The organism is Micrococcus lylae NBRC 15355, from assembly GCF_001570885.1.
Classification (GTDB): Bacteria; Actinomycetota; Actinomycetes; order Actinomycetales; family Micrococcaceae; genus Micrococcus; species Micrococcus lylae.
Genome location: NZ_BCSN01000043.1, coordinates 1 through 22944, shown reverse-complemented (window position 1 = coordinate 22944; position 22944 = coordinate 1). Strand labels below are relative to the sequence as shown.

Annotated in this window: 21 protein-coding genes and 2 tRNA genes; 17 read left to right on the top strand and 6 right to left on the bottom strand. The window is 71.6% G+C overall.

The window, feature by feature from the left end; genetic code table 11:
- Positions 1–108 precede the first annotated feature (108 nt).
- Positions 109–199, bottom strand: a tRNA-Ser gene (locus MLY01S_RS09095).
- A gap of 230 nt (positions 200–429) precedes the next feature.
- Between MLY01S_RS09095 and MLY01S_RS09090 the strand changes: the two genes are divergently transcribed.
- Together MLY01S_RS09090 and MLY01S_RS09085 are read left to right on the top strand one after the other, a co-directional pair.
- Entirely contained in the window at positions 430–1500 is a 1071-nt protein-coding gene (locus MLY01S_RS09090) for an NAD(P)H-quinone oxidoreductase (RefSeq protein WP_082740033.1), read from the top strand.
- Positions 1497–1949: a hypothetical protein gene (locus tag MLY01S_RS09085; RefSeq protein WP_067191362.1), complete on the top strand. Its 453-nt coding sequence runs from the start codon at positions 1497–1499 to the stop codon at positions 1947–1949. The genes MLY01S_RS09090 and MLY01S_RS09085 overlap by 4 nt, the downstream gene beginning before the upstream one ends.
- 129 nt (positions 1950–2078) lie before the next feature.
- Here the strand turns inward: MLY01S_RS09085 and MLY01S_RS09080 are convergent.
- Positions 2079–2152: transfer RNA gene (locus MLY01S_RS09080), tRNA-Thr, on the bottom strand.
- A gap of 150 nt (positions 2153–2302) precedes the next feature.
- On the opposite strand from MLY01S_RS09080, the gene MLY01S_RS09075 reads away from it, so the two are divergent.
- Positions 2303–3043 carry an HAD-IA family hydrolase gene (locus MLY01S_RS09075; protein WP_067191361.1) on the top strand — a complete coding sequence of 247 codons (741 nt, stop codon included), beginning with the start codon at positions 2303–2305 and terminating at the stop codon, positions 3041–3043.
- Positions 3044–3055: 12 nt separating this feature from the next.
- Here MLY01S_RS09075 and MLY01S_RS09070 read toward each other — a convergent pair whose 3' ends face one another.
- Positions 3056–4243 carry a DNA polymerase III subunit delta' gene (locus MLY01S_RS09070; protein ID WP_067191360.1) on the bottom strand — a complete coding sequence of 396 codons (1188 nt, stop codon included), beginning with the start codon at positions 4241–4243 and terminating at the stop codon, positions 3056–3058.
- Complete coding sequence (gene tmk, locus MLY01S_RS09065) at positions 4240–4902, bottom strand: dTMP kinase (RefSeq protein WP_067191359.1); 663 nt, start codon at positions 4900–4902, stop codon at positions 4240–4242. The genes MLY01S_RS09070 and tmk overlap by 4 nt, the downstream gene beginning before the upstream one ends.
- Positions 4903–4985: 83 nt before the next feature.
- On the opposite strand from tmk, the gene MLY01S_RS09060 reads away from it, so the two are divergent.
- On the top strand, positions 4986–5309 hold the full coding sequence (locus MLY01S_RS09060; protein ID WP_067191364.1) for a DUF2516 family protein: 324 nt from the start codon (positions 4986–4988) through the stop codon (positions 5307–5309).
- Positions 5310–5415: 106 nt separating this feature from the next.
- On the top strand, positions 5416–6177 hold the full coding sequence (locus tag MLY01S_RS09055; RefSeq protein WP_067191357.1) for a phosphoglyceromutase: 762 nt from the start codon (positions 5416–5418) through the stop codon (positions 6175–6177).
- Between the two features lie 84 nt (positions 6178–6261).
- On the opposite strand, the gene phoU is transcribed toward MLY01S_RS09055, so the two are convergent.
- Complete coding sequence (gene phoU / locus MLY01S_RS09050; protein WP_067191355.1) at positions 6262–6918, bottom strand: phosphate signaling complex protein PhoU; 657 nt, start codon at positions 6916–6918, stop codon at positions 6262–6264.
- Between the two features lie 154 nt (positions 6919–7072).
- Here phoU and MLY01S_RS09045 point away from each other — a divergent pair, with 154 nt between their 5' ends.
- Together MLY01S_RS09045 and MLY01S_RS09040 are read left to right on the top strand one after the other, a co-directional pair.
- Positions 7073–8305, top strand: coding sequence for a sensor histidine kinase (locus tag MLY01S_RS09045; RefSeq protein ID WP_067191353.1), 1233 nt, complete (start codon positions 7073–7075; stop codon positions 8303–8305).
- Complete coding sequence (locus tag MLY01S_RS09040; RefSeq protein ID WP_067191352.1) at positions 8302–8982, top strand: response regulator; 681 nt, start codon at positions 8302–8304, stop codon at positions 8980–8982. Before MLY01S_RS09045 ends, MLY01S_RS09040 begins: the two co-directional genes overlap by 4 nt.
- 156 nt (positions 8983–9138) lie before the next feature.
- On the opposite strand, the gene MLY01S_RS09035 is transcribed toward MLY01S_RS09040, so the two are convergent.
- Positions 9139–9678, bottom strand: a complete 540-nt coding sequence (locus tag MLY01S_RS09035) for a hypothetical protein (RefSeq protein ID WP_067191350.1) — start codon at positions 9676–9678, stop codon at positions 9139–9141.
- 203 nt (positions 9679–9881) lie between these two features.
- On the opposite strand from MLY01S_RS09035, the gene MLY01S_RS09030 reads away from it, so the two are divergent.
- The 10 genes from MLY01S_RS09030 to glgB all read left to right on the top strand — a co-directional run bounded on the left by MLY01S_RS09030 (position 9882) and on the right by glgB (position 22433).
- Entirely contained in the window at positions 9882–10364 is a 483-nt protein-coding gene (locus MLY01S_RS09030) for a CarD family transcriptional regulator (protein ID WP_067191349.1), read from the top strand.
- 273 nt (positions 10365–10637) lie between these two features.
- Positions 10638–11522, top strand: coding sequence for an IspD/TarI family cytidylyltransferase (locus MLY01S_RS09025; RefSeq protein ID WP_067191347.1), 885 nt, complete (start codon positions 10638–10640; stop codon positions 11520–11522).
- Complete coding sequence (gene ispF, locus MLY01S_RS09020) at positions 11519–12088, top strand: 2-C-methyl-D-erythritol 2,4-cyclodiphosphate synthase (RefSeq protein ID WP_067191345.1); 570 nt, start codon at positions 11519–11521, stop codon at positions 12086–12088. The genes MLY01S_RS09025 and ispF overlap by 4 nt, the downstream gene beginning before the upstream one ends.
- A 48-nt stretch (positions 12089–12136) precedes the next feature.
- Positions 12137–13603 carry a cysteine--tRNA ligase gene (cysS, locus tag MLY01S_RS09015; protein ID WP_067191344.1) on the top strand — a complete coding sequence of 489 codons (1467 nt, stop codon included), beginning with the start codon at positions 12137–12139 and terminating at the stop codon, positions 13601–13603.
- Between the two features lie 144 nt (positions 13604–13747).
- Positions 13748–14755 (top strand): 23S rRNA (guanosine(2251)-2'-O)-methyltransferase RlmB, encoded by a 1008-nt coding sequence (gene rlmB / locus MLY01S_RS09010; protein WP_067191342.1) that lies wholly within the window; start codon positions 13748–13750, stop codon positions 14753–14755.
- A 186-nt stretch (positions 14756–14941) separates the two neighbouring features.
- Complete coding sequence (locus MLY01S_RS09005) at positions 14942–15946, top strand: ABC transporter substrate-binding protein (RefSeq protein WP_067191340.1); 1005 nt, start codon at positions 14942–14944, stop codon at positions 15944–15946.
- Between the two features lie 158 nt (positions 15947–16104).
- A complete protein-coding gene (locus MLY01S_RS09000; RefSeq protein ID WP_067191338.1) occupies positions 16105–17052 on the top strand; it encodes an ABC transporter permease in 948 nt (315 codons plus the stop codon).
- Complete coding sequence (locus MLY01S_RS08995; RefSeq protein WP_067191337.1) at positions 17045–17836, top strand: ABC transporter ATP-binding protein; 792 nt, start codon at positions 17045–17047, stop codon at positions 17834–17836. The genes MLY01S_RS09000 and MLY01S_RS08995 overlap by 8 nt, the downstream gene beginning before the upstream one ends.
- 114 nt (positions 17837–17950) lie before the next feature.
- Complete coding sequence (locus MLY01S_RS08990; protein WP_067191363.1) at positions 17951–20041, top strand: maltotransferase domain-containing protein; 2091 nt, start codon at positions 17951–17953, stop codon at positions 20039–20041.
- A gap of 112 nt (positions 20042–20153) precedes the next feature.
- Positions 20154–22433, top strand: coding sequence for a 1,4-alpha-glucan branching protein GlgB (gene glgB, locus MLY01S_RS08985; RefSeq protein WP_067191335.1), 2280 nt, complete (start codon positions 20154–20156; stop codon positions 22431–22433).
- Positions 22434–22944 lie beyond the last annotated feature (511 nt).

The following is a 22944-nucleotide window of genomic DNA, read 5'->3' as shown; positions in this document are numbered from 1 at the left end:
GGGGAAGCGGAGACGACGCAGGGGAGGGAAGCGGAGACGACGACGGGCCGTCGCCTGGGGAAGACCGCTGGGATCCGCGGAGGTGACGGCCCGTCGTCGTGGGAGTGCTGGCGGATGGTGAGGGATTCGAACCCTCGGTACGGGGTCACCGCACACCGGTTTTCAAGACCGGCTCCTTCGGCCGCTCGGACAACCATCCCCGCGCGGGCACCGGGGACGCCCGGCACTGCGCCCGCACCACTCTACCCAGGCGGGAGGGGCGGGGCTGCCCGCCTTGAGGGGCCTGGCGGGGCTGCCCGCCTTGAGGGGCCCGGCGGGCCCGGGGGAAGATGGAGGCCGCCCGTGCGTCCGCACGTGGCGGCCCCGAGCACGCAGGAGGACCGACGCATGACGGCACCCGCCGACCCCGGCACGGACGTCCCGGCCACGATGCGCGCAGTCCGCTGCGACGGCGCCGGAGGCACGGAGGTGCTCCGGGTCGTGGATGAAGCCGTGCCGGAGCCCGGCCCCGGCGAGGCCCTCGTGCGTGTGGCCGCGGCGGGCGTGAACCGCGCGGACGTGATGCAGCGGCAGGGCCACTACCCGCCGCCGAAGGGCGAGTCCGAGGTGCTCGGGCTCGAGGCCTCCGGTGTGGTGGCCGCCTTCGGCCCGGGGGCGGAGGAACAGACCTCCCTGCGGGCGGGAGACCGTGTGTGCGCGCTGTTGGCCGGCGGCGGCGCGGCCGAGTATGTGGCCGTGCCCGTGGGCCAGCTGATGGCGGTGCCCGAGGGCATGTCCCTCACGGATGCCGCGGCGTTCCCCGAGGTCGCCTGCACCGTGTGGACCAACCTGTCCGAGCGCGGTGCCGTCTGTGCCGGGGACGTGGTGCTGGTGCACGGCGCTTCCGGCGGCATCGGCTCCTTCGCCGTGCAGTACCTCACGGCGATCGGGGCGCGGGTGTTCGCCACAGCCGGCGGCCCGGACAAGTGTGCGCGCGCCGTGAGCCTCGGCGCCGAGGCGGCCTTCGATCACCGCGCCGCCGCCGAGGCAGGCGAGCCCGGCGGCTTCGCCGACTGGCTGCGCGAGCACACGGACGGCCACGGCGCCGACGTCGTCCTGGACGTGGTGGGCGCCCCGTACCTGGCCCCGAACGTGGACGCGCTCGCCCAGGACGGTCGCATTGTGGTGATCGCGGTGCAGGGCGGACTCAAGGCGGAGTCCTTCAACATCATGAAGCTCGTGGCCAAGCGGGGCTGGCTCACCGGCTCCACCCTCCGCGCACGCAGCCGCACGGAGAAGGCCCATGTGGTGGCCGGCGCCGCGAAGGCCGCCCTTCCGCTGGTGGCCGATGGCCGGGTGCGCCTGTCCGTCGAGGCCGTCTTCCCGCTGGAGGACGTGGTGGCCGCGCACGAGCACTTCGAGCGGGACGACCGCGCCGGTCGCGTGGTTCTGGTGGTGGACCCGGCGCTCGCCGGCGGTCAGGACGGGGCCGCCGACGTGGACGGACAGGCCACGGCATGAGGCGCGGACCCTTCGCCCGCATGCGTCAGGCCCGCGCGGACGAGCGCGAGCTCGGTACCGGACTCTGGCGGCGGGACCATGACCGTTTCGTGCGTGCCCTGGACCGCTGCTGGCAGGTCCTCCAGGAGGCCGAGGCGCGCAGCGAGCTCGACGCGGACGAGCTGAACGGCGTCGTCCACGCGGCCAACGTCCTCTCCGACGCCCTGCCTGAGGTGCGCGCCCTGTGCGTGCGCATGCAGGCCGCCTGCCCTGCCACGGAGGACCACCGCATCCCCCCGGCCGCGGCAGAGACGCATCGGGAGCTCTCCCGGGCCGCCCACGAGCTGGCCGCCACGGCACAGGCCGTCGCCATGTTCCGGCTGCGCCAGACCGGCTCGGACTCCGTCGGCCGGCACGCAGAGCGCACCCTGGACCACGTGCGCCGGGCACAGGAGGCAGCGCCGGCCTGAATCCCCAAGACCAGCCCAGGCGGCTCCGGGGGCGGCGACGCAGTCCTCGAGGCTGCGGCGAGAGGACCCCGGACAGGCGACGAGGCCCCGTCTCCGATGCGATCGGTGACGGGGCCTCGTTCTGCGCCGAGCCCCCTGCCGGATTCGAACCGGCGACCTGCTCTTTACGAGGGAGCTGCTCTGGCCAGCTGAGCTAAGGAGGCACGTGGCCGCACGGCCACGGCTGACCATGCTACCCGGCGCGGGCACGGCACGGCAAAAGGTCGCGGTGTCGCCGTCCCGTGACCGAGCCCTCCGCCGCCGTTCACCCGGCGGCCACGGAGGCGTCAGACGGGGAGGCTGGACTGGTTCGCATGACCACGCAGCCGCTGCCTCCGCGTCAGGCCCACGCCGAGCCCCGCCCGCTGCCCGTGCCCCTGCGCCTGGCCGTGGTGGACATGTCCGGGACGTCGATCGTGGACACCGGCCTGCAGGACACCGCCTTCGCCGAGGCCCTGGACGCCCACGGGGTGGGGGAGGGGCACCCGGAACGGACCTTCCACCTGGCGGCCTTTCGCCGCCGGCGGCGCAGTTCCCGGACGGACGTCTTCGCCTCGATCTTCGGGGACCGGGCGACGGCGCGCTCCGCCGTCCGCACCTTCGAGGAGCGGCTCGACGCCCTGATCGCGGAGCATGGGGCGCGCCCCCAGCCCGGTGCGGTCGAGGCCCTGGAGCGCCTGCGAGAGCAGGGCATGGCGCTGTGCCTGGCCACCGGGTTCGCCCGGCACACGCAGAACACGCTGCTCGAGTCGCTGGACTGGATGGGATTGGCAGACCTGAGCCTGTCCCCGGACGACGTCGGCAGGGGAGTCCCCTACCCGGACATGGTGCTCACGGCGCTGCTGGCCCTGGACCTGGAGGACGTGCGGTCCGTGCTCACTGTGGGTGACACGGACGCGGACGTGCAGGCCGGTCGTCGTGCGGGCGCGGGCCTGGTGGTGGGCGTGCTCAGCGGAGAGGACGACGGGGACGCGCTCGCCGCGGCCGGGGCGGACGCGGTGCTTCCGCTGCTCGCCGACGTCCCGGAGCTGACTGAGCGTCTCGCACGAGCCTGAGGCGGGCGGGGCTCAGCGCCGCTGGCGCGGTGTGCGGGTCCGGGCCGGCAGCAGGGCGAGCATGAGCGCCTCGACGGCGAGCTGCTCGGGCACGTTGGCGGCCAGGCGCTCGCGGGCGAGGTTGATCGCGTCGATGCGGGCGACCACCTCGGAGGAGGTCCCGGCGGCCCCGTGGGCGTAGGAGGCGATCTCGGCGCGACGGTGCTCGTTGATGAGCTCACCTTCGGCGTCGAGCTGCACGGCGAGGACGTCCCGGAACAGGCCGAACAGGTCGATCATCGCCCGGTCCAGGGAGTCGTGGACGCTGCGGCGGCGGCGCCGGGCCTGGTCCTCCTCGAGGCGCTTGACGTGGTGGCGGAGCTTGGCGGGCACCTGCTCTCCCTCCACGATGCCGAGCTGGCGGCGCAGGGCGGCGAGCTCCTGGGCGTTGCGGGCCTCGGCGGAGGACTCGGCCTCATCCTTGGCGACCTTGACCAGATGCGCGGCCATGCCCATCGCGTCGGAGACGGCGCTGCTGCGCAGGGGCAGGGAGAGGATCTCCTCACGGCGGGCGAGGGCCTCGGGGTCCTGGGCGAGGCGACGGGCCATGCCCACGTGCGACTGGGAGATGCGCGCGGTCATCCGGGCGGTCTCTGCGTCCAGGCGGTCGCGGCGCACCAGCAGGTCCGCCACGTCCTCCACGGACGGGATGCGCAGGGAGACGGTGCGGCAGCGGGAGCGGATGGTGGGGAGCACGTCCGCCGGGGACGGGGTGCAGAGCATCCAGACGACGCGCTCCGGGGGCTCCTCGATGGCTTTGAGGAGCACGTTGGTGGCGCGTTCGGTCATGCGGTCCGCGTCCTCCATGAGGAAGATGCGCCAGCGGCCGGTCGCCGGCCTGGACTGGGCGGCCTCGACGAGCTCGCGGACGTCCTCGATCTTGTAGCTGACGTTCTCCGTGGCCAGGATCGTCACGTCCGGGTGGGTGCCGCCCATCACGGTGGTGCAGGCGTGGCACTGACCGCAGCCGCGCTCCTGCAGGTCCCCTGCTTCGCACTGCAGGGCGGCGGCGAAGGCGCGGGCGGCAGTGGAGCGTCCGGAGCCGGGCGGGCCGGTGAACAGCCAGGCGTGGGTGGGCCGCTCCTGGCGCGCGCTGCGGGCGAGCTGCTCCACCACGGCGTCCTGGCCGGCGAGGTCCGCGAAGACGGCCGGCGCGCTCATCCGGCCTCCTCCAGGAGCTCCTCGAGCCGCTCGCAGATCTGCGCGGTGCGGTCGTCCATCTCGGTCGTGGCGTCCAGCACCAGGTAGCGCTCGGGGGCCGCGGCGGCCCGTTCCAGGAAGGCGGCGCGCAGCTGCTCGTGGGCGTGGGCGGTCTCCTGCTCGAGGCGATCCGGCCCGGTGCCCCCGGCTCCCTGGCGCCAGGTGCGTCGGGCGGCGGCGGTCTCCGCGTCGATGTCCAGCACCACGGTGAGGTCCGGCAGCGTGCCGTCGACGGCCCACTCGTTCAGCTCCACGATCCAGTCCACGCCGAGCCCGCGCCCGACGCCCTGGTAGGCCACGGAGGAGTCGATGAAGCGGTCCGTCACCACGGTCGTCCCCGCCTCGACCGCCGGGCGGATGCAGCGCTCCACGTGGGCGGCGCGGGCCGCGGAGAACAGCAGCGCCTCGGTGCGCGGGTCGATCGGTGCGTGCTCCGGGTCCAGGACGAGGGAGCGCAGGCGCTCGCCGAGGTCGGTCCCGCCGGGCTCGCGGGTCAGGTGCACCGGGTGGCCGGCGGCCTCCCAGGCGGCGGCGAGGGCGCCGGCCTGGGTCGTTTTGCCCGAGCCGTCGGGTCCTTCGAGGGCCACGAAGAGGCCGCGTGCGTCAGCTGGCTGTTCCACCCGGCCAGCCTATCGGCCCGACATCCTGCCGGGCCCGTGCCGGACCCGTCTGTGCGGGGAGGTCAGCGCGTAGAATGGCGGGCATGACCCACCCCTTCGTGTACGCCGCCTACGTCGAGTACTGGCTGATGCTCGCGCTCGGCATCGTCGCCCTCGCCCTGGAGGTGTGGGCCGTCGTCGACGCCGCCCGCCGCCGCCCGGAGGACTTCCTGCGTGCCGGCATCCGGGAGAAGCGCTTCTGGCTGATGCTCACCGGGGGCGCCACGCTCATCGGCGTGCTGGGCGTGCTCGGGCCGTTCGGTGGCCTGGGCGTGCTCGGCCTGCTAGCCGTCTGCGTCGCGGCCGTGTACCTCGCCGGCCCGCGTGAGCAGATGAACCTCTACAGCGGAGGCCGCTCCGGCTGGTGACCGGCCGGCCGCGGTTCCGCCCCGGCCGACCTTCTCGCCCGTGTCCGCCGGAGCAGGCAGCGGCAGGCTCGGGTCAGGGACTGCGGCAACGCCATAGACTTGCGGTATGGCGAACAACACCTACACGCTGGTCCTGCTCCGTCACGGCCAGAGCGAATGGAACGAGAAGAACCTGTTCACCGGCTGGGTCGACGTGCCGCTGACCCAGAAGGGCCGCACCGAGGCCACCCGCGGCGGCGAGCTCCTCAAGGACGAGGGCATCCTGCCGGACGTGCTACACACCTCCCTGCTCAAGCGCGCGATCACCACCGCGAACCTGGCTCTGGAGGCCGCTGACCGCCAGTGGATCCCGGTCAAGCGCAGCTGGCGCCTGAACGAGCGCCACTACGGTGCGCTGCAGGGCAAGGACAAGGCCCAGGTGAAGGACGAGTTCGGCGAGGAGCAGTTCATGATCTGGCGCCGCTCCTTCGACACCCCGCCGCCGACCCTGGACGACTCCTCCGAGTTCTCCCAGGCGAACGACGAGCGCTACGCCGAGCTCGGCGACGAGGCCCCGCGCACCGAGGCGCTGAAGATGGTCATCGACCGCCTGCTCCCGTACTGGGAAGGGGAGATCGTGCCGGACCTCGAGGCCGGCAAGACCGTCCTGGTCGCCGCGCACGGCAACTCCCTGCGCGCGCTCGTGAAGCATCTGGACGGCATCTCGGACGAGGACATCGCCGCCCTCAACATCCCGACCGGCATCCCGCTCGTGTACGAGCTGGACGAGGACATGAAGCCGGTGAACCCGGGCGGTCGCTACCTGGACCCGGAGGCCGCCGCCGCCGGCGCCGCCGCGGTCGCCGCGCAGGGCGACGCCAAGCACTGACGGCAGCCGGCCGCGTCCGGAGGACAGCACGACGACGGGGCGCCGGCGGGAGGACACTCCCGCCGGCGCCCCGTCGGCTCTGGTTCAGGCGGACTGGTGGGTGGGCATCTGTCCGGTGACCAGGTAGCGCATCTTGCCGGCCACGGACACCGCGTGGTCGGTGAAGCGCTCGAGGTAACGGGAGGCCAGGGTGACGTCCGTGGTCGTCGCCGCGGACTCGGTCCAGGAGGGGGCGCCGATGGCGCGGAAGACGCTGACGTGGTGCTCGTTGACCGTCTCGTTCAGCTCGGAGAGCGAGTCCGCGTGGCCGAGGTCTTGGGTCTCCAGCAGCAGGACCACCTGTGCGGCGGCGTCCACGGTGGCGTCGGCCATCGCGTGGAAGGTCGGACGGATCGACTCGGGGATGACGAGTTCCGGGTAGCGCAGACGGGTCAGCTGCGCGATGTGCCGGGCCAGGTCGCCCATGCGCTCGAGCGAGGTGCTCATGCGCAGGGTGGCCACCACGGTGCGCAGATCCGAGGCCACCGGGGCGTGGAGGGCGAGCAGCTGGATGGCCTGTTCGTCGAGCTGCTCCTGCAGTCGGTCGATGCGGGCGTCCTCGGAGATGACCTGTTCGGCGCGATGCACATCCGCGGTCTCGAGCGCGGCACGGGCGTCGTCGGCCGCTCGGTGGACCAGCTCGGCGATGGTCGTCAGGTCCTTGCCGAGGCGGCTCAGGTTCGCACGGAAGAGCTCGCGCATGTGGCCTCCAGGCGGTGTTCGGTGAGGCCTGCGGGTCCCAGGCCGAAGGGACAGTCTGTCCGGTCCAGGTGAACGGACCCTGAACCCGTCCTGGCCTGCGAGGGAAGACCTGACGGCGGGCTGTGACGCAGTGGGCAGCGGCTACCCTTGAGGGGTGGACCCCGTGATCATCGGCCTGCTCTGCGGAGTGATCGGCCTCGCCGTCGGGGTGGCCTCGATGCTCGCGTTCCGTGCCTCGGAGCGCAGCCGCACCGTCGACCTGACGGTCGACGAGCCCACCCTCCCGAGCGGTGCGGCCGAGGTGCTCTCCGTCATCGGGCGCGCCTACGTCGTCGTGGATGCCGTGGACGGCGTCGTCCGGGCCAACCCCTCCGCCTATGCGTTCGGGCTGGTCCGGGGATACCGCCTGGTCCACGACCAGCTGCGTGAGCTGACCGGCCGTGTCCGCGCCGAGGGCATCACTGTGGAGCGCCGCTACGAACTGCCCCGCGGGCCGATCGGCCAGGGCAGCATCATGGTCCAGCTGCGTGTGGCCCCGCTGGACAACGAGTACATCCTGATCCTCGCCGACGACCGCACCGAGATCACCCGCACCGAGGCCATGCGCAACGACTTCGTGGTGAACGTGTCCCACGAGCTGAAGACCCCCGTCGGCGCCATCTCCCTGCTGGCCGAAGCGCTGGACGACGCGGCGGAGGACGAGGAGGCGGTGCACCGCTTCGCCGGCCGCCTGCAGGTCGAGTCGGTCCGCCTGTCGGCCCTGGTGCAGGACATCATCGAGCTCTCCCGCCTGCAGTCGAAGGACGTTGTCCATGAGGGCCGCCCGGTGGACATGAACAAGGTGGTCGCGGATGCCGTGGACCGGCTTCGTCTCACCGCGGAGGCGCGGGACATCGCGATCAAGGTCGGCGGCTCCATCCCGTACCCGGTGCATGGGGACGCGGACCAGCTGATGACCGCCGTCCGCAACCTCGTGGACAACGCCGTGCGCTATTCGCCGGACCAGACCACGGTGGGCGTCGGCCTGTCCGCGGTGGACGGCCTGGCGCAGGTCACGGTGAAGGACCAGGGCATCGGCATCAGCCCGGAGGAGCAGGAGCGCGTCTTCGAGCGCTTCTACCGAGTGGACACCGCCCGGTCCCGCCAGACCGGCGGCACCGGCCTGGGCCTGTCCATCGTCAAGCACGTCGTCGCCAACCACGGCGGCGAGGTGACAGTGTGGTCCCAGCAGGGCCGCGGGTCCACCTTCACCGTCCGCCTGCCGCTCTGGAACGGCGGCGACCATGCCCATGACCAGGACACCGTCGAGGCCGACGGCGTCCGTACCCGCCGCGGCGCTCTCTCAGCCGCCGGACGAACAGCACATCGGAAGGAGAACCGCGCATGAGCCGCATCCTGATCGTGGAGGACGAGGAGTCGTTCAGCGATCCGCTGTCCTACCTCCTCGACAAGGAGGGCTTCGAGGTCTCGGTGGCCGCGGACGGCAACGCCGCGATGGCCGAGTTCGAGCGCTCCGGCGCCGACCTGGTCCTGCTGGACCTGATGCTGCCGGGCATGTCCGGCACGGAGGTCTGCCGTCAGATCCGCCAGCGCTCCAACGTGCCGATCATCATGCTCACCGCGAAGGACTCGGAGGTGGACAAGGTCGTCGGCCTCGAGCTCGGCGCGGACGACTACGTCACCAAGCCGTACTCCTCGCGCGAGCTGGTGGCCCGCGTGCGCGCCGTGCTGCGCCGTCAGGGCGAGCCGGAGGAGCTGGTGACCACCACCGTGGCCGCCGGTCCGGTCCGGATGGACATCGAGCGCCACGTGGTCTCTGTGGACGGCGAGCCCGTGTCCCTGCCCCTCAAGGAGTTCGAGCTGCTGGAGATGCTGCTGCGCAACGCCGGCCGTGTGCTCACCCGCGGGCAGCTGATCGACCGCGTGTGGGGCTCGGACTACGTCGGGGACACCAAGACCCTGGACGTGCACGTCAAGCGCCTGCGCTCGAAGATCGAGCCGGACCCGTCCAGCCCGCGCCACCTCGTGACCGTGCGTGGCCTGGGCTACAAGTTCGAGGCCTGAGCGGCCCAGGCGCCGTCCGGGCGGCCGTCCGTGCCGGCGGCGCCTCGGCCGTCTCCGGCCGAGGCGGAGCGCTCCGGCTGGCGCGGTGGCCCCGCATGGCGAAGGCCCCGCCTCCCGGATCGGGGAGGCGGGGCCTTCGCGGTGCCTGGGGGAGCGTCAGTGCTCTCCGCCGTAGTGGTGGGTCTCCTCGTGGAGGTGGTCGGTCCACTCGGCCTCGTCGAAGTCTCCCGGCACGAGGTCCCGGTACTCGGCCATGGTGGGACCGAGGACAGGGATCTCGAGGTCCTGGGAGTCGCCGTCCACGGAGAGGGCGCCCTCGGTGTACTCGCCGGCGTCGGCGCCGGCCTCGTCGACCACCCACTCCTCGTCCTGCAGGGACACGACCTTGCCGGCCGGGACGTCGACGTCCTGGGAGTCGCCGGAGACCTCGACGGTGACGGTCATGTCCTCCTGGGTCTTGTTCACGACCGACCCGATGACGCGGCCCTGCTCGTCGGCGCCGGTGGAGACGACGGCGAGGTTGCGCACGCCGGCACCGTCCAGGTCGGCCACAATGCCGTCGCTCGGCGAATACGGGATGCCGGTGGCGATCGGGCTGATGGCGCTGCAGCCGGTGGCCGCCAGCAGGGCGACGGCGGCGGCGGAGCCCGCGCCGAGGCGGCGCAGGCGTGCGGACCGGGTGGCGGCGGTGTTCACGATGATCTCCTCAAAGCGGTGCGGGGCCGGGGCGCACGCGTGCGTGCGGACGGTTGGCTCCAGCCTATCGCACAACCGGACCTGCTCACGCTCGTGACGGCGCAGGCCTCCACTATCACGACCCCCGCCCCGGCCCTCGCTCCGACACTCCGTCCGGCAGGGCCCCCGTGATAGGATGAAGCGTCACGAAAGGGGCCGTTTACATGGTTTTTGAGGTCGGAGAGACCGTCGTCTACCCGCATCACGGTGCAGCCCGCATCGAGGAGATCAAGATGCGGAACATCAAGGGCGAAGAGAAGATGTACCTCAAGCTGAAGGTGGCGCAGGGTGACCTGACCATCGAGGTCCCGGCGGAGAACGTCGACCTCGTCGGTGTGCGCGACGTCGTCGACAAGGAGGGACTCGAGCGCGTCGTCGAGGTGCTCCAGGCCGAGCATGTGGAGGAGCCGACCAACTGGTCGCGCCGCTACAAGGCCAACCTGGAGAAGTTGGCCTCCGGCGACGTCATCAAGGTGGCCGAGGTCGTCCGCGACCTGTGGCGCCGTGAGCAGGACCGCGGCCTGTCCGCCGGTGAGAAGCGCATGCTCTCCAAGGCCCGTCAGGTGCTCGTCTCCGAGCTGGCCCTGGCGAAGAAGGTCTCCGAGGAGGAGGCCGAGGGCATCCTGGACAAGACCCTCGAGGGCTGATCGCCCGGTCTGCGTCCACACCGCATCAGGCGTGAACCGACGACCCGTCCGCTGCACCGCAGCGGGCGGGTCGTCTGCGTCTCCGCCCCCAGACACTTTCGTTCGTAAAAATGTCGAGTCCCGGGGCGCTTTCGTTCGTGAAAATGTCGAGTCCCCAGACATTTTCGTTCGTGGAAATGTCGAGTTCCGCCCGCACCCCGCCGGCCGCCCACCCGAAAGCGACGCGCATGTGCGGTAGGAATGGGGGAGCAGCCGCTCGCCGAAGGAGTCCTCATGCCCACCGCTGTCCTGCTCGCCGCCGCGGGCTCGGGCACCCGCCTCGGGGCGGGCATGCCGAAGGCCCTGGCCCCGCTGTCCGATGGTCGCACGCTCCTGGAGCACGGTCTCGAGACCGTGGCACAGGTGCCGGATGTGGACGTTGTGGTCGTCCTCGTCCCGCCGGCCGACCAGCCGCGCGCGGAGGTCACCGCGATCGTCGAGGAGTGCGCCCTGCGCCTGGGCTTCACCGCCTCCTGTGTGCCCGGCGGCGCCGAGCGGGCCGACTCCGTGGCCGCCGGCCTCGCCGAGGTCGCCCGCCGGCTGGGGGCCGCACCCGCCTCGGCCACCCCCGCCCCGGGCGTCGCCTCGGCCGCCCCCGCCCTGGGCGTCGCCTCGGCCACCCCCGCCCCGGACGTCGCCTCGGCCGCCGCGTCCTCCTCCCGGCACGACGACGGCACCCACTGCCGCCACGACCCTCACCTCGTGCTCGTCCACGACGCCGCGCGCCCGTTCACGCCGCCGGCCGTGTTCGCCGCCGTGGTCGCGGGCCTCGCCTCCGCGAAGGCCGTCATCCCGGCGGTGCCGGTGACGGACACCGTGAAGCAGGTGAGCGTGGACGCGAACGGTGCCGAGACCGTCGTCGGGACACCGTCCCGGGCGATGCTGCGGGCGGTGCAGACGCCGCAGGGCTTCGACCTGTACGCGCTGCTGGCCGCGCACGATCAGGTGCGCCGGGACCCGGAGCTGGACGCCGCGGCCCTGACCGACGACGCGATGGTCATGGAGGCCGCCGGGCATGTCGTCCGTGTGGTCCCCGGCCATGCCGACGCCTTCAAGATCACCACCCCGGCGGACCTGGAGCAGGCCGCCGCCCTCATCGCCCGCAGGAGCCTGTCATGAGCCAGCACACCGCCGCCGACCACCCCGCCGACCGCCCGTTCCCGCTGCCCCGGACAGGGATCGGGGTGGACGTGCACGCCGTGGCGGACCCGGAACGTCAGGGCCCTGACGCACAGGAGCACCGCGCCGCCGTGGAGCGCGGGTGTTGGGTGGCGGGCCTGCACTGGCCCGGCGAGTCGGCGCTGGCCGGCCACTCGGATGCGGACGTCGCCGCGCACGCCTGCTGCGACGCGCTGTTCTCTGCCGCCGGCATCGGGGACCTGGGGCAGCACTTCGGCACCGGCCGTGTCGAGTTCGCCGGTGCCTCCGGCAGCACCCTGCTGGCCGAGGCCGCGCGTCTGGTCCGTGAGGCGGGGTACGAGATCGGCAACGTCGCGGTGCAGGTGGTGGGCAACCGTCCGAAGATCGGAACGCGGAGGGACGAGGCCCAGGCCGTGCTCTCGGAGGCCGCCGGCGCCCCGGTGTCCGTCTCCGGCACCACCACGGACCGCCTCGGCCTGACCGGCCGCGGCGAGGGCACCGCGGCGATCGCCACGGCGCTGGTGTACCCGCGCGACGCCGGCTGACCGGCCCGCTGACCGGCCCGCGCGACGGCCCCGATAGGATCGGGGACCGTGGCACAGCGTTTCTATGACACCCAGGCGGCCCAGGTCCGCGATTTCGTCCCCGTCCGCCCCGGCGAGGCGTCGGTCTACTACTGCGGCGCCACCGTGCAGGGCATGCCGCACGTGGGGCACGTGCGCAGCGCCATCGTCTTCGACATCCTCGTGCGCTGGCTGGAGGCCTCCGGCCTGAAGGTCACCTCGGTCCGCAACGTCACGGACATCGACGACAAGATCCTGGACCGCTCCGCCGCGTCCATGGAGGACGACTTCGAGGCCTCGGCCCTGTACCCGGCGCGCGAGCAGTGGTGGGCGCTGGCCTACCGGTTCGAGAAGGCGTTCGACGCCGCCTACCTGGCCCTCGGCGTCCGCCGTCCCACCTACGAGCCGCGAGCCACCGGCCACGTGACCGAGATGTTCGCGCTCATCCAGCGCCTCATGGACCGCGGCCACGCCTACCCAGCCACGGACGACTCCGGGGACGTGTACTTCGACGTCCGCTCCTTCGACGCCTACGGCTCCCTCACGCGTCAGCGCGTGGAGGACATGCAGGACGCCCCGGACGCGGACCCGCGCGGCAAGCGCGACCCCCGCGACTTCGCCCTGTGGAAGGGCGCCAAGGCCGGCGAGCCGGAGACCGCCCGGTGGGACTCCCCGTGGGGCCGCGGCCGCCCGGGCTGGCACCTGGAGTGCTCGGCCATGGCCACCAAGTACCTCGGCGCCGAGTTCGACATCCACGGCGGCGGACTGGACCTGCGCTTCCCGCACCATGAGAACGAGCTGGCCCAGTCCTCGGCCGCCGGCGACCCGTTCGCCCGCTTCTGGCTGCACAACGGCCTGGTCACCTACGAGGGCGAGAAGATGTCCAAGTCCGTCGGCAACACCATCTCCCCGGAGGAGATGATGCAGATGGCCCGCCCGAAGGCCGTCCGCTACTTCCTCGGCCAGGCCCACTACCGCTCCCAGCTGGACTACCGCCCGGGTGCTCTGGACGAGGCCGAGGCTGCCGTGGAGCGCATCGAGAACTTCGTCTCGCGCGCCTCCTCCCAGCTGGGAGACTCCGCCGTGAACCACGACGACGGCACGCCCCTGGGCGCGCACGTCCCGGAGGCCTTCCGCGCGGCGATGGAGGACGACCTCAACGTGCCGCAGGCGCTCGCCGTGCTGCACGAGACCGTCCGCTTGGGCAACTCCGCCCTGGCGGCGAAGGAGACGGACGCCGTGGCCGCCCGGTACGCCGAGGTCACCGCGATGACCCGCATCCTCGGCCTGGACGACGTCCCGGAGTCCTCCGCCGGCGCCGCCGGCCCGGCCGCCGACGCCCTGGACTCGCTGGTGCGCTCGCAGATCGAGGCCCGCGCCCAGGCCCGCGCCGAGAAGGACTGGGCCACCGCGGACCGCATCCGCGACGCCCTGACGGCCGCTGGCATCGTGGTGGAGGACGGCGCGGACGGCGCCACCTGGCACCTGGCCGACTGAGCCGGTGCCCTCCGTCCGCAGAGGCGAGCGCCACTAGACTGGCCGCTGAGTCGGTGAGCCGGGTGCCGTCGTCGTGCCCCGCCGCCCCCGTACCCCGCCGGAGCCGAGGGCTCCGCGCAGTCCCCACCCGCTGAAGGAGACGCCATGTCGTCCGCACCCCGCTCCGGCGGTTCCCGCAAGGCCAAGGGCAAGAAGGGCCCGCAGAAGGGCACCGGCGGCCACGGCCGCAGGGCGCTCGAGGGCAAGGGCCCCACCCCGAAGGCCGAAGACCGCGTCTACCACAAGGCCTACCGCAACAAGCAGCTCGCCGAGCGTGCGGCGGCCAAGCGTCCGGCGTCGCCGCGCCGGCAGCGTTCCTCCACCGCGGATGAGACCGTGTCCGGCCGCAACCCGGTGGTGGAGGCGCTGCGCGCCGGCATCCCGGCGAAGGCCCTCCACGTGGCCACCCGCATCGAGGTGGACGATCGCGTGAAGGAGGCCCTGCGCCAGTGCGCCGAGCAGGGGATCCCGGTCATGGAGAACACCAAGCCGGAGCTGGACCGCATGTCCGGCGAGGCCATCCACCAGGGCCTGGTCCTGCAGATCCCGCCGTACGACTACGCGGACGCCCTGGACCTGGCCCGCACCACCCTGGAGAAGGACGCGGCCGGGCACCTGCGCACCCGTCCGCTGCTCATCGCGCTGGACGGCATCACGGACCCGCGCAACCTCGGCGCGATCATCCGCTCCGGCTCCGCGTTCGGCGCGGACGGCGTGATCGTCCCGTCCCGCCGCTCCGTGGGCGTCACCGCCACCGCCTGGCGCACCTCCGCCGGCGCGGCCGCCCGCGTCCCGGTGGCGCAGGCCGGCAACCTGAACACCACGCTGGCCGAGCTGCACCGCATGGGCTACTTCGTGCTCGGCCTGGACGGCGGCGGAGACGTCGGTCTGCCGGGCCTGGAGCTGGCCACCGAGCCTCTCGTGCTCGTGGTGGGCGCCGAGGGCAAGGGGCTGTCCCGCCTGGTGCGCGAGCACTGCCAGCAGATCGTCTCCATCCCGATCGACTCGTCCATGGAGTCCCTCAACGCCTCCATGGCGGTGGGCGTCTCCCTGTACGAGATCTCGGTGCAGCGCTCGGGTGGCCGGAATGCCTCCGCACAGGACGCTTCCTGACGATTCGTCCACACGTGGCGTGTGAACCGCGTCATAGGGTCCCGAACCGCGGTCCAGGCTGTATGTTGTGTGCATCACATCACGCGATGTGACCCACTGCGGGCCGGAACACCGTCTCCGGCATCGGCCCGCAGCGCTCGCACACCACGGTCGCCGCGGCGACCCCGAACGCTGAGGACACTTCCCATGAAGAGGACCGCATCCCCGCTCCGCATCACCGCCGCCATGGCTGTCCTGGCCGTCGGTCTCACCGCCTGCGGTGACTCCGGTGCCGGCGACGGCAACGGTGACGGCAACGACGGCCCCTACAAGATCGGCATCTCCCAGCTGACCTCGCACCCGGCGCTGGACGCCACCGCCGAGGGCTTCCAGGAGGCCTTCGACGAGGCCGGCATCGAGGTGGAGTTCGACCTGCAGAACGCCCAGGGCGAGGTCGCCACCGCGAACTCGATCGCCAACACCTTCGCCGGTGACGGGGACGTGGACCTGGTCGCCTCGATCGCCACCCCGGCCGCCCAGGCCGCCGCCACCGCGGTGAAGGACAAGCCGGTCGTCTTCATGGCCGTCACCGACGCCGTCGGCGCCGGCATCGTCGAGGACGAGGAGAAGCCGGGCGGCAACGTCACCGGCCAGTCCGACCGCAACCCGGTGAAGGAGCAGCTGCAGCTGCTGCTGGACGTCAAGGACGACGTCAAGACCGTCGGCATCGTCTGGAACTCCGGCGAGGCGAACTCGAAGTCCCAGGTGGAGCAGGCCAAGGAGGCCGCCAAGGAGCTGGGCATCGAGATCAAGGACGTGACCGTCACCAACTCCTCCGAGGTCCAGCAGGGCGTGCAGTCGCTGTCCGACGTGGACGGCATCTACGTGCCGACCGACAACGCGGTGGTCTCCGCCCTCGAGTCCGTGATCTCCTTCGGTCAGGAGAACGAGATCCCGGTGATCTCCGCGGACACCGACTCCGTGGAGCGCGGCGCCCTGGGCACCTACGGCATCGACTACGAGCAGCACGGCAAGCTCGCCGGCGAGATGGCCGTCAAGATCCTCAAGGACGGCGAGGACCCGGCCGACATGGCGGTCGGCTTCGCCCCGGAGGACGCCCTCGAGCTGGTCGTCTCCCCGGAGAACGCCAAGAAGTTCGGCGTGGAGATCCCGCAGGAGGTCATCGACCGCGCCGACGAGACCATCGACTGACCCACTCTCCCCGTTCGCACCGGGTGCGGCCCTGACAGGACCCGTGTCCTGGTCAGGGCCGCCCCCGTGTGGGCCCCCCGGCGGCACGACGACGGCCGCCCGCCCGGCAGGGGCGGCACACCGTGGTCGCAGGTCCGCCTCCCAGAAAGGCTTCACGCATGATCTCAGCGCTCGAACTGGGTCTGGTCTACGCCGTGATGGCACTCGGCGTGTACCTGACCTTCCGCATCCTCAACTTCCCGGACCTCACCGTGGACGGGTCGTACACCTCCGGCGCCGCCACCGCGGCGATCCTCATCACCAACGGCACCCACTGGGCACTGGCCATGGTCGCGGCGTTCTTCGTCGGCACCGCCGCCGGCCTCATCACGGGCCTGCTGCACACGAAGGGCAAGATCGACGGGCTGCTCGCCGGCATCCTGACGATGATCGCCCTGTACTCGGTCAACCTGCGCATCATGGGCGGGGCGAACATCCCGCTGCTGGGCCAGGACACCCTGTTCTCCGGGCTGGCCGGATTCGGCGTCGGCCGCAACTGGCAGTCCGTGGCGGTCCTGTTCGTCCTCGTGTTCGTCCTGAAGCTGGTCCTGGACTGGTTCCTGCACACGGACATGGGCCTGGCCCTGCAGGCCACCGGCGACAACGAGGAGATGATCCGCTCCTACGGCGTCTCCACGGACCGCATGAAGATCCTCGGTCTGATGCTCTCCAACGGCCTGGTCGCCCTCTGCGGATCTGCCATGGCGCAGTACCAGGGCTTCTCGGACATCTCGATGGGCATCGGCCTCATCCTGGTGGGCCTGGCCTCGGTGATCGTCGGCCAGGCGATCTTCGGCACCCGCACCGTGTTCATCGCTACCTTCGCGGTGATCGTGGGTGCCGTCCTCTACCGCGTGATCATCCAGCTGGCGCTGAACGCCGGCCTGAACCCGAACGACATGAAGCTGATCTCGGCCGCCCTCGTGGTGCTCGCCCTGCTGCTGCCGCAGTTCGGCATCGCCAAGCGCCTGAGCATCCGATCCAGGGCCACGGCGGACTCCTCCTCCCCGGCTGCCGTGGACGCCGAGGCCGACGCTCCGACCCCGCAGGAGGCCACCCGTGCTTGAGATCCGTGACGTCTCCAAGACGTTCTTCCCGAACACCGTCAACGAGCGCAAGGCGCTGCGCGGCATCGACCTGCACCTGGACGAGGGCGACTTCGTCACGGTCATCGGCTCCAACGGTGCCGGAAAGTCCACCGTCCTCAACACGATCGCCGGCAAGCTGACCCCGGACACCGGCTCGGTGTCCGTGGCGGGCAAGGACGTCACGAAGATGGCCGACCACCGCCGCGCGCAGTGGATCGGCCGCGTGTTCCAGGACCCGACGGCCGGCACGGCGCCGAACCTGACGATCCAGGAGAACATGGCGCTGGCCTTCCGCCGCGGCCACGTCCGCGGCCTGGCCGCCGGCGTCTCGAAGTCCCGCAAGGACCTGTTCCGCGAGGCGCTCACCACGCTGGAGCTCGGTCTGGAGAACCGCCTCACCACCAAGGTGGGTCTGCTCTCCGGCGGCCAGCGCCAGGCGCTGTCCCTGCTCATGGCGACCTTCTCCGGCCCGAAGATCCTGCTGCTGGACGAGCACACCGCAGCGCTCGACCCGTCCCGCGCCGAGCTGGTCACCCGCCTGACCGAGCAGGTCGTGGCGGAGCACCGGCTGACCACGCTGATGGTCACGCACAACATGGACCAGGCGCTGCAGGTCGGCAACCGGCTCATCATGATGCACGACGGTGAGATCATCCTCGAGCTGGACGAGCAGGAGAAGGCCGGCAAGACCGCCCAGGACCTGCTCGCCGAGTTCGGCAAGATCAAGGGTGCGGTGGTGGATGACAAGACCATGCTCCAGTGATCTGGGCGCCGTGGGGGCAGGGGCCGTGCCCGGTCCGACCGGTCCGGCGTCTGTTCCCGCCGGACCCTGCCCCGCGGTAGCGTCTCAGACGTGGAGAAGCCTCAGAACGTCGCCGTGTCCGCCGATCGTCCGGTGTCCGTCGCCGGAACCCGTCCCGTGACCCTCACCGGTCGCATCCCCGTCACGGAGGTGGAGCCCGTCGTCGAGGGCGGCAGCTTCCCGGCGAAGGCCGTGGTGGGGGAGGACGTGCCTGTCCGCGCCACCGTGTTCCGTGAAGGTCATGACGGCCTGGGCGCCACCGCCCGGCTGATCGGCCCGGACGGCGCCGAGGTCCAGCGGGTGCACATGCGCCCCGGCCGTCCCGGCCTGGACGAGTTCCTCGCGACCCTGCGCCCCTCGCGGCCGGGCCTGCACCACTTCGTGGTGGAGGGATGGTCGGACCTGGTGGGCACCTGGCATCACGCGGCAGAGGTGAAGATCGCCGCCGGAGTCGATGTGGAGCTGATGCTGGCCGAGGGCGAGGCCCTCTTCGCCCGTGCCGCCGAGGACGCCACCTGCTCCGCCGAGGACCGTGCCCTGTTCTCCGCCGCCGCCCGCACTCTGGCGGACACCTCCCGCCTGCCCGCCGAGCGCCTGGCTGCGGCCGAGGACCCGGAGCTGGTCGCCGCGCTCGCCGCACGCCCCCTCCGCGAGCTGCTCTCCAGCTCGGAGGAGTACCCGCTGGACGTGCAGCGCGAGCTGGCCGGCCGCGGCGGCTGGTACGAGTTCTTCCCGCGCTCGGAGGGCGCCCGCTTCGACGAGGCCACCGGCACCTGGCACTCGGGCACCTTCGCCACCGCCGCCGAACGCATCCCGGCCGTGGCCTCCATGGGCTTCCAGGTCCTCTACGTGCCGCCGATCCACCCGATCGGCCACGCCCACCGCAAGGGCCCGAACAACACGCTGACCGCCGGTGAGCAGGACCCGGGATCGCCGTGGGCCATCGGCTCGGAGGCGGGCGGCCATGACGCCGTGCACCCGGACCTGGGCACCCTCGAGGACTTCGACGCCTTCGTGGCCGCCACCCGGGAGAACGGCCTCGAGCTCGCCCTGGACCTGGCGCTGCAGTGCGCCCCGGACCACCCCTGGGTGCAGAGCCACCCGGAGTGGTTCACCACCCGCGTGGACGGCACCATCGCCTACGCGGAGAACCCGCCGAAGAAGTACCAGGACATCTACCCGCTGAACTTCGACAACGACCCGCAGGGTCTGGCCGACGCCGTCCTCGAGGTGGTGCGCGGCTGGGTCGCCCGCGGCGTGCACATCTTCCGCGTGGACAACCCGCACACCAAGCCGCTGTGGTTCTGGGAGTGGCTGATCGCGCAGGTCCGCGCCGAGACCCCGGAGGTCGTCTTCCTCGCCGAGGCGTTCACCCGCCCGGCGATGATGCACGCCCTCGGACGCGTGGGCTTCCAGCAGTCCTACGGCTACTTCACCTGGCGGAACACCCGGGAGGAGCTGGAGGAGTACCTCGAGGAGGTCACGCAGCAGACGGCGGGCTTCTACCGCCCGAACTTCTTCGTGAACACCCCGGACATCCTCACCGAGTACCTGCAGACCGGCGGCCCCGGTGCCTTCCGCATCCGCGCCGTCGTCGCCGCGATGTCCAATCCGCTGTGGGGTGTCTACGCCGGCTTCGAGCTGTTCGAGCATGTGCCGCGGCCGGGCGCCGAGGAGTACATCGACTCGGAGAAGTACGAGTACCGCCCGCGGGACTGGGCCGGCGCCGAGGCCGCGGGGCAGTCCCTGGCCCCGTACCTGACCCGCCTCAACGAGATTCGGGCCGAGCACCCGACGCTGCGGGACCTGCAGAACCTGACCCTGCACTCGGCGCTGCATTCGGACGTGCTGGTCTTCTCCAAGCGTCGTGCCGCCGCCCCCGAGGGCATCCACGCCGACGCCGCCGCGGTCACCGACGCCCCGGCCGGCACCGCCGATGACGTCGTCCTGGTGACCGTCACCTGCAACCCGCACGAGGTGGCCGAGTCCACCCTCGAGCTGGACTTCGAGGCGCTCGGCGTCCGCGACGAGGACCGGGACGAGCAGGGCCGCATCGAGGTCGAGGACCTGCTGACCGGTCAGCGCTGGCACTGGGACGAGCGCCCGTACGTGCGCCTGGACCCGTCCGCGGAGCCGGCCCATATCCTGCGGATCGTCCGCGGCTGAGGCGGGCGGGGCGCCGTCGTGGACCCGGATTCGACGACGGCGACCCCTCGCCACCCGCGGAGGGGGCGCCCCCGGTGCCCCGTCGCCCACCGTTCGCCACCGAGAGGACCGCATGAGCACCCCGTCCCCCGCCCCGCTGCCCGTCGAGCAGGAGTTGCTGGCCGCCGTCGCGCAGGGCCGCCACTACGCTCCCCACGACGTGCTGGGCGCCCACCCGCACCCGGACGGCACCGCTGTGACCTACCGCGTGCTGCGCCCACTGGCGGGGACGGTCGAGGTCGTGCGCGCCGGGGACGGCGTGCGCGTGGAGCTCGAGCATGAGCACGACGGCGTCTTCGTCGGCGTGGCCCCGATCCCCGCGGCGGCCGGCGTCTCCGCCGGGGACTACCGGGTGCACGTGGCCTACCCGGTCGGGGAGGACGGCGCCCTCGGTGACGTCGAGGAGCAGGACGACCCGTACCGGCACCTGCCGACCGTCGGCGAGCTGGACCTGCACCTGATCGCGGAGGGCCGCCATGAGCGGCTCTGGGAGGCGCTGGGAGCGAGAGTGCGCCGTTCAGACGACGGGGCCGCCGTCGGAACCTCCTTCGCGGTGTGGGCGCCGAACGCGCGCGCCGTCCGCGTGGTGGGGGACCACAACGGCTGGTCCGGGCGCGTGCAGGCGATGCGCAGCCTGGGCGCCTCCGGCGTCTGGGAGCTGTTCGTGCCCGGCGTCGGCCACGGCACCCGCTACAAGTACGAGATCCTCGGCGTGGACGGCCACTGGCGGCAGAAGGCGGACCCGCTGGCCCGCTGGACCGAGGTGCCGCCGGCCACCGCGTCGCGCGTCTGGGACTCGGAGTACACGTTCCGGGACCGCGAGTGGATGCAGCGCCGTGCGCAGACCGACCCGCACGAGCAGCCGCTGAGCGTCTACGAGGTGCACCTGGGCTCCTGGCGTCCGGGCCTGGGCTACCGGGAGCTGGCGGAGCAGCTCGTGGAGTACGTGACGTGGCTGGGCTTCACGCATGTGGAGTTCCTGCCCCCGGCCGAGCATCCGTTCGGCGGCTCCTGGGGCTACCAGGTGACCGGTTTCTACGCGCCGACCTCCCGGTTCGGCACCCCGGACGAGTTCAAGCACCTGGTGGACGCGCTGCATGCGGCGGGCATCGGTGTGATCGTGGACTGGGTCCCGGCGCATTTCCCCAAGGATGAGTTCGCGCTCGGACGGTTCGACGGCTCCTGCGTGTACGAGCACCCGGACCCGCGCCGCGGCGAGCATCCGGACTGGGGCACCTACGTCTTCGACTACGGGCGGCCACAGGTGCGGAACTTCCTGGTGGCCAACGCCCTGTACTGGCTGGAGGAGTTCCACATCGACGGGCTGCGCGTGGACGCCGTGGCCTCGATGCTGTACCTGGACTACTCCCGCAACGAGGGCGAGTGGGAGCCGAACGTCCATGGCGGCAACCACAACCTGGAGGCCATCGCCTTCCTGCGCGAGGTGAACACCACCGCGTACCGCACGCATCCGGGCATCCACATGATCGCGGAGGAGTCCACGGCGTTCGAGGGCGTCTCTGCCCCGGTGGACGCCGGCGGCCTGGGCTTCGGCAAGAAGTGGAACATGGGCTGGATGCACGACACCCTGGCCTACCTCGGCGAGGACCCCGTGAACCGCTCGTGGCACCACGGGCAGTGGACGTTCTCCATGGTCTACGCGTACTCGGAGAACTACGTGCTGCCCCTTTCCCATGACGAGGTGGTGCACGGCAAGGGCTCGCTGCTGACGAAGATCCCCGGCGATCGGAGCGTGCAGCTGGCCACCCTGCGGGCGTACTTCGCGTACATGTGGGCGCACCCGGGCAAGAAGCTGCTGTTCATGGGCGGCGAGTACGCCCAGCCCTCCGAGTGGTCCGAGGGCGACGGCCTGGACTGGGGCGCCTCCTGGGCGCCCGAGCACCGCGGCGTGCAGCTGACGATGAGGGAACTGAACCGCCAGTACGGCCAGACACCGGCCCTGTGGTCCGCGGACCACACGCCGGACGGATTCACCTGGCTGGAGAAGGATGCCGCTCAGGAGAACCTGCTCGCCTTCGTGCGGCATGCCGCCGCCGGGCACGACGACGGCCGGGACCTCGTCTGCCTGACCCACCTCTCCGGGGTGGAGCGTCAGGGCTACCGCCTGGGCGTACCGTCGGCGGGGCAGTGGGAGATCGTGCTCGACACCTCGGATGCCGCGTTGGCCGGCAGAGCGGAGGACGCTGCGGCACAGGACGCGCTTCTCGCGCAGCGGAGCATGTCCACGGTGACGGCAGAAGACACGCCGTGGCACGGACAAGACCACTCCGTGGTGGTGAACGTGCCGGCGCTGACCACACTGTGGCTGCGTCCACGGTGCGGCACGATGTGACCGACGACACCGCTCACGTAGGTGTTCGTGTGCCGGCGCAAACGGTGCCAGGCCCCGCCAGAAACCGCGGAATACCGCGGAATCCGGGGTGGCAGGTGCCGGACTCAGCTCCGATTTTGCGTGTGGGTGGGGATGTGTGTAGAGTTCTTTCTCGTGCTGAGGCGCGGAACGGATCAGTTCGCAGCGTCGGAGTGAGTACCACGGTTTCCGTAGAAAACACGAGAAACAAGCGGTTGTTGGCCGTGTTCACGTCAGCATCCCGGTCATTTCCCTTGGGAAGTGAAGGGGTATTCTTGAAGAGCTGATCGCCTGGTGTGTCAGTGCGGTTCGTGTCTGGGGTCGTGGAGGCCTTCTGGTTCGTGCCGGCTGGTGTGAGTCCTGGAGGATCCGGTTGGCAGTGTTGCTGCCAGCGGTTGGGTTTGACAGGGACCGGGTTGGTGGTGGTAAGGTTAATCCTTGTCTGCCACCGCCGGATGGTGAATGACTTGAGAACATCAAGTTGACACTCTTT